Source organism: Alphaproteobacteria bacterium, assembly GCA_030740435.1.
Classification (GTDB): Bacteria; Pseudomonadota; Alphaproteobacteria; order UBA2966; family UBA2966.
The window spans coordinates 1-12,894 of the sequence record JASLXG010000074.1; the positions used below are offsets into that span (position 1 = coordinate 1).

General features: G+C 66.1%; 11 protein-coding genes. 4 read left to right on the forward strand and 7 right to left on the reverse strand.

The window, feature by feature from the left end; translation table 11 throughout:
- Positions 1–97 precede the first annotated feature (97 nt).
- Positions 98–952, reverse strand: coding sequence for a DMT family transporter (locus tag QGG75_08790; GenBank protein ID MDP6067334.1), 855 nt, complete (start codon positions 950–952; stop codon positions 98–100).
- Between the two features lie 132 nt (positions 953–1,084).
- Here QGG75_08790 and QGG75_08795 point away from each other — a divergent pair, with 132 nt between their 5' ends.
- Positions 1,085–1,864, forward strand: a complete 780-nt coding sequence (locus QGG75_08795; GenBank protein ID MDP6067335.1) for an SDR family oxidoreductase — start codon at positions 1,085–1,087, stop codon at positions 1,862–1,864.
- A gap of 128 nt (positions 1,865–1,992) precedes the next feature.
- Here the strand turns inward: QGG75_08795 and metH are convergent, their stop codons facing one another.
- The 3 genes from metH to QGG75_08810 are packed head-to-tail and all read right to left on the reverse strand — an operon-like array spanning position 1,993 to position 7,446.
- Positions 1,993–5,508, reverse strand: coding sequence for a methionine synthase (metH, locus tag QGG75_08800; GenBank protein MDP6067336.1), 3,516 nt, complete (start codon positions 5,506–5,508; stop codon positions 1,993–1,995).
- A 31-nt stretch (positions 5,509–5,539) separates the two neighbouring features.
- Positions 5,540–6,475, reverse strand: coding sequence for a methylenetetrahydrofolate reductase (gene metF / locus QGG75_08805; protein ID MDP6067337.1), 936 nt, complete (start codon positions 6,473–6,475; stop codon positions 5,540–5,542).
- The gene (locus QGG75_08810; GenBank protein MDP6067338.1) at positions 6,472–7,446 is read right to left on the reverse strand and encodes a metalloregulator ArsR/SmtB family transcription factor; all 975 of its coding nucleotides are present in this window, start codon (positions 7,444–7,446) and stop codon (positions 6,472–6,474) included. Before QGG75_08810 ends, metF begins: the two co-directional genes overlap by 4 nt.
- Before the next feature lie 530 nt (positions 7,447–7,976).
- Between QGG75_08810 and QGG75_08815 the strand changes: the two genes are divergently transcribed.
- The gene (locus tag QGG75_08815) at positions 7,977–8,822 is read left to right on the forward strand and encodes a VacJ family lipoprotein (protein ID MDP6067339.1); all 846 of its coding nucleotides are present in this window, start codon (positions 7,977–7,979) and stop codon (positions 8,820–8,822) included.
- 17 nt (positions 8,823–8,839) lie between these two features.
- Positions 8,840–9,448: an ABC transporter substrate-binding protein gene (locus QGG75_08820; GenBank protein ID MDP6067340.1), complete on the forward strand. Its 609-nt coding sequence runs from the start codon at positions 8,840–8,842 to the stop codon at positions 9,446–9,448.
- 31 nt (positions 9,449–9,479) lie between these two features.
- Here the strand turns inward: QGG75_08820 and QGG75_08825 are convergent, their stop codons facing one another.
- From QGG75_08825 to ettA, 3 genes are all read right to left on the reverse strand, one after another.
- Positions 9,480–9,791, reverse strand: coding sequence for a HigA family addiction module antitoxin (locus QGG75_08825; protein ID MDP6067341.1), 312 nt, complete (start codon positions 9,789–9,791; stop codon positions 9,480–9,482).
- Positions 9,792–9,829: 38 nt separating this feature from the next.
- Positions 9,830–10,108, reverse strand: a complete 279-nt coding sequence (locus QGG75_08830) for a type II toxin-antitoxin system RelE/ParE family toxin (GenBank protein MDP6067342.1) — start codon at positions 10,106–10,108, stop codon at positions 9,830–9,832.
- A gap of 94 nt (positions 10,109–10,202) precedes the next feature.
- The gene (gene ettA / locus QGG75_08835) at positions 10,203–11,885 is read right to left on the reverse strand and encodes an energy-dependent translational throttle protein EttA (protein ID MDP6067343.1); all 1,683 of its coding nucleotides are present in this window, start codon (positions 11,883–11,885) and stop codon (positions 10,203–10,205) included.
- A gap of 111 nt (positions 11,886–11,996) precedes the next feature.
- Between ettA and QGG75_08840 the strand changes: the two genes are divergently transcribed.
- Entirely contained in the window at positions 11,997–12,716 is a 720-nt protein-coding gene (locus QGG75_08840) for an HAD-IA family hydrolase (GenBank protein ID MDP6067344.1), read from the forward strand.
- The last annotated feature ends 178 nt before the right edge of the window (positions 12,717–12,894 follow it).

Here is a 12,894-nt window from a genome sequence, read left to right on the forward strand (position 1 = left end):
CCTCATCCCTGATGACGAAACGTCCCGTGTTCATCAAAACCTCCTTGCAAAAGGAAGTTTGAATCACTTTTTGACGCTCTTGGGAATCCCTTAAATGTCAACAGGCCCTAGCCCGCCAGTTCGGCAGCAACACGCCGGCCAGTACGATGACGATGGCTGTGTAGTCGAGGGCCGTTACCTGCGTTCCCAGGTACCAGGCCGCCATGGGTGCGGAAAGCGGTGCGATGAGGCAGATGAAGAGGCTGATGCGCCCCACGGGAATATGCCGAAGGGCGTAATTGTAGATCAGGAACGTGCCGCAGGTGCCCAAGAGTGCCATGTAGGCGATCGACGACCAGACCATGGCATCGGCCCCGGCATAAGGCGCCTCCGGGCGCTCCAGCGTCAGCATGACGAGAAGCGCCAGCGCCGCCGAGACCGTCAACTGCCAGGCCGTGACCAGCAGCGGCCGGCCGTAGGCCTGGGCCACGCGGCGCGCCAGCAACTGATTGACACAAAGCGTCAGCACGCCCAGCCCGACGATGAAATTCCCCAGCGCCGAGCCGCCGCCGTGACCGGCTTGGCCATGCAGCAAGAGCGCCGTGCCGGCGAAGGCAATGGCGGTGCCGATGTAGACCACCGGGCGCACCGCCTCGCCCAGCACCAGACGGCCCAGGAGCGGCATCAGCACCGGCATCAGGCTGAGGAAGACGGTGGCGCTGAGCGCACTGGTCATGGTCATGCCCCAGGTGATCAAGAGGCCGGCCAGGCCGGGCTCGAGGAGGCCCATGAGCAGGGGCCGCCAGCCGACCTGGCGCATGGCGCGCAAATCGCCGCTCAGCACCACCAGGACCCAGAGCACGATGGCGGCTATGGCGAAGCGGCCGCTAACCACCTCGCTGGGTCCGATGAAAGGCAGCACCGACTTGTTGACCACCCAAGATGAGGCCCACAGCGCGGCGGCGAGGATCATGGCGGCAGTGGGCATAGGGGGACCGGGGCAAGGCGGAGGGGCGGCAGAGCTTAGCCCCGCCTCCGTTGTCAGGCCAGCGGCGGCAGGCTAGAAAAGGATCCCCACCAGAGGCACTTCAGCAGGGAGAAAAAAATGGATCTGGGAATCACCGGGCGCAACGCCATCGTCTGCGCCTCCAGCCGCGGCCTGGGCAAGGGCTGCGCCCGGGCCTTGGCGGAGAACGGCGTCAATCTGGTGATCAACGGCCGCGACGCCGAGGTCACCCAGGCCACGGCCGAGGAGATCGGCAAGGAAAGCGACGTCAAGGTAACCCCGGTGATCGCCGATATCTCGACGCCCGAAGGCCAAAAAGCGCTCTTGGACGCCTGCCCGCAAGCCGACATCCTGGTCAACAACAACGGCGGCCCGCCCTTTCGCGATTTCCGCGAGCTCGACCGCGAAAGCATGCAGCAAGGCGTGGCGATGAACTTCGTCACCCCCATCGAGCTGGCCCAGGCGGTCATCGACGGCATGATCGAGCGCCGCTTCGGGCGCATCGTCAACATCACCTCGGTGTCGGTAAAACGGCCGGTCTTCGGCCTCGATCTTTCCTCGGGCGCCCGCGCCGGCCTCACCGCCTTCATGGCCGGGGTGGCGCGTTCGGTGGCCCAACACAACGTCACCATCAACCACATCCTGCCGGGCTACATCGACACGGATCGCCTGCGCGGCGGCCTCGCCTTCAACGCCCAGAAGCAGAACATCTCGGTCGACCAGGCAGCGGCCAGCCAGACCAGCCAGGTCCCGGCGGGGCGCTTCGGCAACCCGGGTGAATTCGGCCAGGCCTGCGCCTTCCTCTGCAGCCAGCACGCCAGCTACATCACCGGCCACAGCCTGCTGGTCGATGGCGGGCTTTTCGAAAGTAATTTTTGAGATGACGGCGGTCCCTGCGGGACCGCCTGCGTTCAGGCGCCACGCAGGCTTCCGCGCCCGCGGGCGCGAGGGCGGCCGACCTTGCCCGGCGGCAAAGGGCGGTGCCCGCCGATAACGCCCCCGTGGGGCTACAGCGAAAAATACTTGGCCTGGGGGTGGTGGAGGACCAGGGCCGAGGTTGACTGTTCGGGGTGGAGCTGGTCCGCCTCGGCCATTTCGACGCCGATTTGTTCGGCCTCCAAAAGAGCGAGAATCTGGCGCTGGTCGGCCAGCTTGGGACAGGCCGGGTAGCCGAAGGAATAGCGTGCGCCGCGGTAGCCCTGGCGCAGCAGTGCCTCCATCTCGCGCGCGTCTTGGTGGCCAAAGCCGAGCTCGCCGCGGATGCGCTTGTGGACGTATTCGGCCAGGGCCTCGGTCAACTCGACGCCGAGCCCATGCAGATAGAGGTAATCCTGGTAGCGGTCGTCGGCGAACCAGCGGCGCGCCGTATCGGCCACCTGCTGGCCCATGGTGACGAGCTGCAGGCCGACCACGTCGCGCTGGTTCGACGATACGTCGCGCACGAAATCGGCCAGGCACAGCCCGCCCGGCCGCGGCTGGCGGGGCAGCGGAAAACGCGCGGCCTCGGCGCCGTCGTCCGCGAACAGCACCAGATCGTCGCCTTGCGCGGCTGCCTGCCAAAACCCGTAAGCCGCCCGGGGCTGGAGAATGCCCTCGTCGGCACAGGTCTCCAGCAGCCGCACCAGGATCGGCTTGACCTCGCTTTCGGCCCAGGCCCGGAACCCGGTCAGGTCGCGGCCGGCTTTGCGAAAACCCCAGTGGAACTGGTAGAGCAGACGCTCGTTGAGGTAGGGCAGCAGCGCCTCGACAGCCACTTCCTCGAGCACCCGGGCGCCCAGGAAGGGCGGCTCCGGCACCTCGGCGTCGGCAGCCAGTTCATCGCGCCTGAGCTCGATCTCGGTCCAATCGATGGGTCGCTCGGGAGGCGCCTCGGGCGTCTGGCCCAAGCGCTTTTTGCTGCTCGGCCTGGCGGCGTGCGCTTGGGCTTCGCCCAAAACGTGGGCGTCGAAGCTGCCGGCCGCCACCTTGTTGGCGAGGTCGAGGCCGCCGAAGGCGTCACGGGCATAGGCCACGCGGCCCGGGCCGTAGGCCTGGCGGCAGTCTTCCTCGACATATCGCCGGGTCAGCGCCGCGCCACCCAGAAAGACCGGCAGATCGAGGCCCTCGCGGGTCAATTCCTCGAGGTTCTCGCGCATGATGACCGTCGACTTGACCAGCAGGCCCGACATGCCGATGGCGTCGGCCTGGTGGTCGCGGGCGGCCTGGATAATGGCGGCGATGGGCTGCTTGATGCCCAGGTTGACGACCTCGTAGCCGTTGTTGGTGAGGATGATGTCGACCAGGTTCTTGCCGATGTCGTGGACGTCGCCGCGCACCGTGGCCAGCACCACGGTACCGCGGGAAGCGCCCGCGCTTTTGTCCATATGGGGCTCCAGATAGGCCACCGCGGCCTTCATGGTTTCGGCCGATTGCAGCACGAAGGGCAACTGCATCTGGCCCGAGCCGAAAAGCTCGCCCACCACCTTCATGCCGGCCAGCAAGTGGTCGTTGACGATGTCGAGCGCCGGCATGGCGGTCAGGGCCAGGTCGAGGTCTTCCTCGAGGCCCTGGCGGTCGCCGTCGACGATGCGCTGGCTGAGCCGTTCCTCGACGGCCTCGGGGCGAATTTTCTCGCTCTGGGCGGCCGACTTGCGGTCCTCGAAAAGCGCCATGAACGAAATCAGCGGATCGTATCCCTCGTCGCCGTCGTCGCCGCTCGTGGCCGGACGGCGGCGGTCGAGGATCAGATCCTCGGCCATCTTGCGTTCGTTCTCGGGGATCTTGTGCAGCGGCATGACGCGGGCCAGGTGGACGATGGCGCCGGTCATGCCGCGCTCCAGGGCCTGCGCCAAGAAGACCGAGTTGAGCACGTGCCGGGCCGGCGGATTGAGCCCGAAGGAGACGTTGGAAACGCCCAGGATGATCTGCGAGGCGGGCATCTCGGCGGCCATGGCCTCGATGGCGTCGAGAGTGTTGAGCGCCAGGCGCCGGTCGTCTTCGTTACCGGTGCAGACGGTGAAGGTGAGGGGGTCGATCAGCAGGTCCTCGGGCGGCAAGCCATGCTGCTTGCAGGCAAAATCGTAGAGCCGGCGCGCGATCTCGAGCTTGTGTTCGGTCTCCTTGGCCATGCCGCTTTCGTCGATGGTCAGCGCAATGACGGCGGCGCCGAAACGGCGCGCCAGCTTGAGGCGATCGGCCGCCGCCTGCTCGCCGTCCTCGAAATTGATCGAATTGATGACGGCCTTGCCGCCATAAAGCTTGAGCGCCGCCTCGATGACCGGAAGCTCGGTCGAATCGATGACCACCGGCGCCGGCACGGCACCGCGCATGCGGCCCAGCACCTGGCCGATGTCGGCCATCTCGTCGCGGCCCACGTAAGCCGTGCAGAGATCGACGGTGTGGGAGCCCTCGCGGGCCTGTTCGCGGCCCATGGCGACGCAGGCGTCCCAGTCCTCGGCGGCCAGCAGTTCGCGGAACTTCTTCGAGCCATTGGCGTTGCAGCGCTCGCCGATGGAGAGATAGGCGTTTTCCTGGCGCAGCGGCACCTGGCTGTAGAGCGAGGCCAGCGAGGGCGTCCAGCTTCCCGGCCGGCTCGCCGGAGCGACACCCGGGCCGCCGCCGGCCAGACCCTCGAGCATACCTCGAAGCGCCGCGATATGTTTGGGCCCGGTGCCGCAGCAACCGCCGATCAGATTGATGCCGTCCTCGCGCACGAAGCGTTCCAGCCAGCCCGCGATCTCGTCGGGACCCAGGGGATAGCGGGTTTGGCCGTCGACCAGTTCGGGCAGGCCGGCGTTGGGCTGGACCGAAATCGGCTTGGGCCAGTTCTCGCTCAACCAGCGCACGTGCTCGGCCATCTCCTGGGGGCCGGTGGCGCAGTTGAGGCCGAGGCTGTCGACCTCGAGGGCATGCAGCACGGTGGCGGCGGCGGCGATCTCGGAGCCCACTAGCAGCGTGCCCGTGGTCTCCACCGTGACCTGCACCAGGATGGGCAACTGCTGCCCGGCGGCGGCCAGGGCCAGGCGGGCGCCGTTGACAGCGGCCTTGATCTGCAGCGGGTCCTGGCAGGTCTCGATAAGAATACCGTCGACGCCGCCGGCCACCAGGCCGGCGGCCTGCACTTCGAGGGCCGCTTCCAGGCTGTCGTAATCGACGTGGCCCAGGCTGGGAAGGCGAGTGCCGGGGCCGATCGAGCCGAGTACGAAACGGCGCTTGCCGTTCTCAGCGAACTCGGCCACCGCGGCGACCGCGATCTCGGCCGCCGCGCGGTTGATCTCATGGGCCTGGTCGGCCAGCCCGTACTCGCCCAGGGTCAGCGGCGAGCCGCCGAAGGTGTTGGTCTGGATGATGTCGGAGCCGGCCTTGAGATAACCCTGGTGGATCTCGCGGACCACGTCGGGGCGGCTCAGGTTGAGGATTTCGGCGCAATTCTCATGGCCCTGGAAGTCGGCCTCGAGATCGAGCTCGAAGGCCTGCACCTGGGTACCCATGGCACCGTCGCAAAGCAGCACGCGGCTGGCCAGTTGGTCGAGCAGTTCAGTCATATTGTCCCTGTAGATTCCTGTTGCGTTGCTGTCAGCCCCGTTCCGCGGCCAGGCACAGCGGCGCCGGCCGTAGCCCCAGGCCGTGGCAGATGGCGTAGGTCAGCTCGGACCGGTTGAGGGTGTAGAAGTGGAATTCATCGACGCCCTCGGCGGCCAGGCGGCGGCACTGATCGCCGGCCACCATGGCGGCGATCAGGCGGCGCGTCTCGGGGTCGTCTTCGAGGCCGGCGAAGCTCTCGGCCAGCCAGCCCGGCACGCTGGCGCCGCAGGTAGCGGCGAAGCGCACCACTTGGGTGAAGTTGGTCACCGGCAGGATGCCCGGCACCAGGGGCACGCTGATGCCGGCCGCCCGGACGCGGTCGCGAAAGCGCAGGAAGACCTCGGGGTCGAAGAAGAACTGGCTGATGGCGCGACTGGCGCCGGCGTCGAGCTTGGCTTTCAGGTTGTCGAGATCGTATGCCGCCGAGGGCGCCTCGGGGTGGCTTTCGGGATAGGCCGCGACGGTGATCTCGAAGTCGGCCACGGCCTTCAGCCCGGCCACCAGGTCGACGGCGTAGGCGTAGCCCTGTGGGTGGGGCCGGTAATGATCCTCGCTCGCTGGTCCCTGTGGCGCGTCGCCCCGCAGCGCCACCAGATGGCGCACGCCGGCCTGCCAGTAGTCCTCGGCCACGGCGTCCACCTCGGCCCGGCTGGCGCCGATGCAGGTCAGGTGGGCGGCCGGCTCGAGCCCGGTATCCTGGACCAGGCGACGGACAGTGGCGTGGGTGCGCTGGCGGGTGCTGCCGCCGGCGCCGTAGGTCACCGAAACGAACCTGGGTGCCAGCGGCTCAAGGCGGCGGATGGCCCGCCACAGAGCCTCTTCCATTTTCTCCGATTTGGGCGGAAAGAACTCGAACGAGACCGAGATATCGGCCGGCGGCCATGGTTGGGCCTCGGGTTGCGGCAGGCGGTTGGCCAGCAGGTTCATGGCCGGGCCTCGGTCCAGGCCGGCGGCGCCACGGCTGGGCCCAGGCCCGGCGCATGGCCGGGCCAAATGACGACGGTCAGCGGTTGGCCCTCGAGGCGCACGCTGGGGCCCAGTTCCAGGCCGCAGGCGTGGAACCATTCGGCCACCTCGGTATCGCTGAAACCGAGCCGGCGGTGGGCATGGTCGTGGCGCAGCGCCTCGAGCTCGTGGGGTGCGAAGTCGACCACCGCCAGGCGTCCACCGGGCGCCAGCACCCGGGCTCCTTCGGCCAGCGCCGCCGCCGGCTGGTCGGCGAAGTGCAGCACCTGGTGGAAGGTCACGGCGTCGAGCGAAGCGTCGGCAAAGGGTAGGCGGTACATGTCGGCGTGGCGCACCTGGCAGTGGTGCAAACCGCTATCCTCGAGGCTGGCCCGGGCCACCGCCAGCATGTCGTGGCTCAGGTCGACGCCGATGCCACGGCGAATTTGCTCGGCGAAAAGTTGCAGCATCCGGCCGGTGCCGGTGCCGATGTCGAGGAAGCTGTCGATGGCGCGGTCGGCGAACAGCGCCAGCAGTGCCGCCTCGACCTCGGCCTCGGGCACGTGCAGCGAGCGGATCTCGCTCCAACACGAGGCGTTGGCCCGGAAATAGGCGTTGGCCTCGTCGGCCCGGGCCCGCTTGACCGCCTGCAACCGTTGCAGATCCTGGCCCAGGGCCGCGTCGTCGGCCGGCAGCAAGGCAATCAGGGTGCGGCCGAGTTCGCCACAGGCGCCCTCCTCGGCCAGCCGATAGAAGGCCCAGGTGCCTTCGCGCAGGCGTTCCAAAAGGCCGGCGTCGCAGAGCAGCTTGAGGTGGCGCGAGACCCGCGGCTGGCTCTGACCCAGAATCTGCGTCAGCTCCGTCACCGTGAGCTCGCCCCGGGCGCAGAGCGCCAGGATTCTCAAGCGGGTGGTCTCGCCGGCCGCCCGCAGCCCGTTGAGCAGCGCCTCCATGTCAGGTCATAGCCTCGCGGTTCATCGATCAATGCCGTCCTGTGTAGATACGCATATATAAACATATATTTATATGTATGTCGAGATCATATTGCGCCGCCCTCGGGCGGCTCCCCGATCGCCTGGAAATCCGGTGTCAAGGTCGTTGGATTTTAGGCTATATTTTGTGGCCCAACATCGATCACACCCAATATGTTGAGCGATTTGAACTTGCGGCAAAAAAGCAACAGAATCCCATTTCCTGTGGCAGGAAGCCCACGGCTGGCTGGCCAAGCGTTGCCAGTTGTGCTACTGACAAAGTCGAAGTGCCTGATCCGATCGGGGCTGGGCGGCGATGTTTGCCTTGCACCTGGCAAGCGTGCTGTGAGCTTTTTTCAAGTTCATGCAGTGCCGCCAGGGTGGCCCTGAAGCGGGATCGGAACGGGACGGAGAACGACGCGAGTGGGCAACCCGAACGGGCGACGCGTGCATGAAACAAAAGGACGCCGGATCAAGGCGGAGACAGTTGAGACGGGGAGCCCGCTAGCACCATGTTGACGGGCGTAAAACTGCGTCGTTGGTGGCTGGTCGGTATGTTGGGGGCAACGCTGGCCCTGGCCGGATCGCTGGCCGGCTGTGCCTCGTTCCCCGATTCCGATGACGCCCAGGCGGTGGCCGAGTACAAGGCCGCCAACGATCCGCTGGAACCGCTGAACCGTTATTTCTTCGAACTCAACCGCGGCCTGGATATGCTGCTGCTGCGCTGGGTGGCCGAGATCTACCGTGACGCCGTGCCCGATGTGGGCCGCTCGATGGTCAAGAACTTCCTCGACAACCTGCGCTCGCCGGTGATCTTCGGCAACGACCTCTTGCAGGGCGAGTTCCAGCGGGCCGGCGAAACCGGTGGCCGCTTCATCATCAACAGCACGGCCGGCATCCTGGGGCTGTTTGACGTGGCCTCGTACGAACGCGCCGGCGGTCTCGAATTCCACAACGAGGATTTCGGCCAAACGCTCGGGGCCTGGGGCGTCAACGAAGGGCCCTACCTGGTGCTGCCGTTGCTCGGCCCCTCGCCGGTGCGCGACACGTTCGGGCTGGTCGGCGACTACTTCATGGACCCGGTCTACTATTACGCCCGCAACGTCGACCGGCCGCTGATACCGGCCGTACGCTTTACGCTCCGGGCCATCGATTCGCGGTCGCGCAACATCGAGACCCTGGACGAGATCGAGCGTTCGGCCATCGACCTCTACGCCACCATCCGCAGCCTCTACCGGCAGCGCCGCAACGACGAGATCCGCAACGGCCAGCCGGCACCGACCGTACCCATGCCCGAAATCTCCATTGACATGGACGACGCGATCGGCGACGAACGCGCTTCAGCAAAGCCCGAATAAGCCAGATCCCGCGCCATATGTTTCTTCGCCGCTTCGTCCCCCTCGCGTTGCTTGGCCTGCTGCTTGGCGCCAGCGGGGCCGCGCGCGCCGACGACGAGGGGGCGACGGATTTCATCCAGACGCTGGGCGACGAGTTCGTGGCCGTGCTGGCCGACAAGGAACTGCCGGCCGAGCGCCGGCTGGAAGAGTTTCGCCGCCTCTTTATCGAGAGCTTCGACGTCGCCACCATCAGCCGCTTCGCGCTGGGCCGCTACTGGGGCCGCGCCAGCAAGAGCCAGCGCCAGGAATACGGCCGGCTTTTCAGCGACTACATAGTCAACACCTATTCGGCCCGCCTGGGCCAGTATTCGGGTGAGAAAGTCGTCGTCGGCGAGACGCGCAACGACCGCAAACGCGACCGCATCGTCGCCAGCAAGATCGTGCCCCCCGAAGGCAAGCCGGTGCGCCTCGACTGGCGGCTGCGCCGCCGCGGCGAGGACTTCAAGATCGTCGACGTCATCATCGAGGGCGTCAGCATGGCCATCACCCAGCGCGACGCCTTCGCCTCGGTCATCCGCCGCGGCGGCGGCAAGGTCGAGAGCCTGCTCGAAGAGTTGCGCTCGAAGGTCCGCGGCGAGGAAGGTTAGCGCCGGACGGCGAACGGCAAATCAGCCAGCGCTACGCGGCGCTTTGAGACTCGCCTACAAACACCTCCGTCGGCTGCCAATTTTCGAGGCTCTGCTTGGCGTCATAGAGATCAACGCCGCGCTGAAGGTTGAGCCAGAGGTCGGCGCTGGTTCCGAGCACGCCCCCGACCTTGTAGGCCAGGCTAACGCCTACCCGCACCTTGCCGTGGATCACATTGCTCATGTGCTTTTGGCTGACGCCGATGGCCCGGGCGAAGCGACTGATCGAGATGCCACGCGGCTTGAGATAATGCTCGAGCAGAATCGTACCGGGTGGCGTGGGTCTGCGATTTCTGGGCAACATGAAGTTTCCTTTCTTCTTTCCACTTTGTTCCACCGGTATCAATGGTAGTCCTCGAAATTCAAATCAGCGAACTCTCCATCCTCATATTTGAAGGTAACCCGCCAGTTGCGGCTGACGATCATTGCGAAGGTGCCCTTGCGGTTTCCTTCGAGCTCGTGAAAGCCCCAGACATCTTCGCAATCGCCAAGATCCACGGCCGCCCCAAGATGATCCAAAATCATGGTCGCGGCAGCAGCGAATTGCTTGCCCAGTCTGCGGTGGGAGCCGTTGTGGAACAGCTCCCGTAATCCCTTGTGCTTGATGTTCCTGATGGCCATTGTAGGCGATACCTATCTATAACCCAATAGGTAATATAACCTGTCGGGTAGTATGTGATCGCATGCTTTGATTCTGCTGCCCGGCTCGGTGCCCTCAATCCCGGTGCAGCGGCTTGTATCGGATGCGGTGGGGTTGCTCGGCCTCGGCGCCGAGGCGGCGTTTGTAATCTTCCTCGTAGGCCTCGTAGTTGCCCTCGAACCACTCGACGTGACTGTCGCCCTCGAAGGCCAGGATATGGTTGGCGATGCGGTCGAGGAACCAGCGGTCATGGCTGACCACGACGACGCAGCCGGCGAACTCCAGGAGCGCTTCTTCCAGCGCCCTGAGCGTGTCGACGTCGAGATCGTTGGTGGGCTCGTCGAGCAGCAGCACGTTGGCGCCCGATTTCAGCATCTTGGCCAGGTGTACGCGGTTGCGCTCGCCGCCCGAGAGCTGGCCCACCTTCTGCTGCTGGTCGGCGCCACGAAAGTTGAAGGACCCGACATAGGCCCGGCTGGGCATCTTGCGCTTGCCCAGTTCGACCTCGTCGAGGCCGTCGGAGATCTCCTCCCACACGGTCTTGCCGGCATCCAGGCTGTCGCGCGACTGGTCGACGTAGCCCAGCGCCACCGTATCGCCGATGCGAACCGCTCCCTTGTCGGGCTGCTCCTGCTCCGTCAGCAGGCGCAGGAACGTGGTTTTGCCGGCGCCGTTGGGGCCGATGACGCCGACGATGGCGCCGGGCGGCAGGCGTAGCGAAAGATCGTCGATCAAGAACTGGTCGCCGTAGGCCTTGGAGACGCCCTCCAGGTCGATCACCAGATCGCCCAGCCTGGGCCCCGGCGGCACCATGATCTGGGCCTCGGCCCGGACCTTCTCGTGCTCCTCCGAAAGCAATGCCTCGTAGGCGCTGACGCGGGCCTTCGACTTGGCCTGTCGGGCCCGAGGCGACTGCTGGATCCATTCCAGCTCGCGCGCCAGGGTGCGCCGCCGCGCGTCCTCCTGGCGGCCTTCCTGTTGCAGCCGGGCCTGCTTTTGCACCAGCCAGCCGGAATAGTTGCCCTCGAAGGGAATGCCGCGGCCGAGGTCGAGCTCGAGGATCCAGCCGGCCACGTTGTCGAGGAAATAGCGGTCATGGGTGACCGCCACCACGGTGCCGGGGTAGTCCTTCAAGAAGCGCTCGAGCCAGGCCACGCTTTCGGCATCGAGATGGTTGGTCGGCTCATCCAGGAGCAACATGTCGGGGCGCTCGAGCAGCAAGCGGCACAAGGCCACGCGGCGGCGCTCGCCGCCCGACAGCGTCTCGACCGCGGCCTCGCCGGGCGGGCACCTCAGCGCGTCCATGGCGATCTCGATGGTGCGGTCCAGGTCCCAGGCGTCGAGGGCGTCGATCTGTTCCTGCACCTCGCCCTGTTCGGCGATCAGGGCGTTCATCTCGTCGTCGTCCATGGGCTCGGCGAATTTGGCGCTAACTTCCTCGAAACGGTCCAACAGCGCCTTGGTCTCGGCCACCCCGTCCATGACGTTGCCCAGCACGCCCTTGGCCGGGTCGAGCTCGGGCTCCTGGGCCAGGAAACCAACCCGCACGCCCTCGGCCGGCCAGGCCTCGCCGGCGAACTCGGTCTCGATGCCGGCCATGATGCGCAACAGCGTCGACTTGCCGGCGCCGTTGAGGCCCAAGACGCCGATCTTGGCGCCGGGGAAGAACGAGAGACGAATATCCTTCAGCACCTCGCGGCCGCCGGGAAAGGCCTTGGTCAGGCCGTTCATCACGTAGATGTATTGGTAACTTGCCATGGAATTTTCCGCCGTTTTCGGGGCCCCAAAATACAGCCCTTTCAGCCGGGGGCAATAAGGCGTTACCGTCGGCCCTTCCGGGCTGGCAAACAAACAAAGTGGATCGGACCCGTGACCATAGATCTTTCCCGCATCCGGGCGCTCACCTTCGATGTCGGCGGCACCGTTTTCGACTGGCAGAGCACCATCATCGGCGCCGTCGGCGAACTCGCCCAGGCCAAGGGGGCCTCCGTCGACGCCGAGGCCTTCGCCCGCACCTGGCGGGCCGCCATGTTCGGCCACTTGGTGGCCATGAATAAGGGTGAGGCTGAGGTCATGAACGCCGACGGCATGCACAGGAAGGCGCTCGACGGCATGGACGAAGCCTTCGCTGACCTCGCGCTAAGCCCGACCGAGAAGGACGATCTGACCCGGGCCTGGCACCGCATGCCGGCCTGGCCGGGAGTGCCCGAGGCCATCGCGGCGCTGCGTCAGCGCTACGTGGTCTCGATCCTCTCGATCCTCAGCGTGCCCATCCTGGTGGGCTCGTCGAGGACCGCGGGCATCGATTGGGATTTGATCCTGTCTTGCGAATTCCTACCGGCCTACAAGCCCGAGCCCGAATCCTACCAGGGCGCCGTTGGCCTGCTGGCCATGCAACCCGACCAGGTGATGATGGTGGCGGCGCATCCCTTCGACCTGCGCGGCGCCCGCGCCGCCGGCCTGAGGACCGCCAACCTGCAGCCCAACCTCAGCGAGCCCAACGAATTCCTGCCGCCCGAAAGCGAGCCCGGCGAGTTCGACATCGAAGCCGAGAATTTCGCCGATCTGGTGCGCCAGCTTTGTCCTTGAGGGCGGAGTCTGGGGGAAGCGGATGGTTGACCACAGAGGCACAGAGACGCAGAGAAGATTCGGGGTCGCCCCCTACGGAATCTCTGTGCCTCTGTGCCTCTGTGGTTCCCTACCCCACTTTGAGTAATTCGCGGACTGGGACTAATTAATTCGGGGACCAATTAACTCGCGGAAGGGC

Bases quoted from the DNA above. Each gene is read 5' to 3' on its own strand.
- QGG75_08790 (MDP6067334.1), bottom strand. From the start codon at position 952: ATGATCCTCGCCGCCGCGCTGTGGGCCTCATCTTGGGTGGTCAACAAG.
- QGG75_08795 (MDP6067335.1), top strand. From the start codon at position 1,085: ATGGATCTGGGAATCACCGGGCGCAACGCCATCGTCTGCGCCTCCAGC.
- metH (MDP6067336.1), bottom strand. From the start codon at position 5,508: ATGACTGAACTGCTCGACCAACTGGCCAGCCGCGTGCTGCTTTGCGAC.
- metF (MDP6067337.1), bottom strand. From the start codon at position 6,475: ATGAACCTGCTGGCCAACCGCCTGCCGCAACCCGAGGCCCAACCATGG.
- QGG75_08810 (MDP6067338.1), bottom strand. From the start codon at position 7,446: ATGGAGGCGCTGCTCAACGGGCTGCGGGCGGCCGGCGAGACCACCCGC.
- QGG75_08815 (MDP6067339.1), top strand. From the start codon at position 7,977: ATGTTGACGGGCGTAAAACTGCGTCGTTGGTGGCTGGTCGGTATGTTG.
- QGG75_08820 (MDP6067340.1), top strand. From the start codon at position 8,840: ATGTTTCTTCGCCGCTTCGTCCCCCTCGCGTTGCTTGGCCTGCTGCTT.
- QGG75_08825 (MDP6067341.1), bottom strand. From the start codon at position 9,791: ATGTTGCCCAGAAATCGCAGACCCACGCCACCCGGTACGATTCTGCTC.
- QGG75_08830 (MDP6067342.1), bottom strand. From the start codon at position 10,108: ATGGCCATCAGGAACATCAAGCACAAGGGATTACGGGAGCTGTTCCAC.
- ettA (MDP6067343.1), bottom strand. From the start codon at position 11,885: ATGGCAAGTTACCAATACATCTACGTGATGAACGGCCTGACCAAGGCC.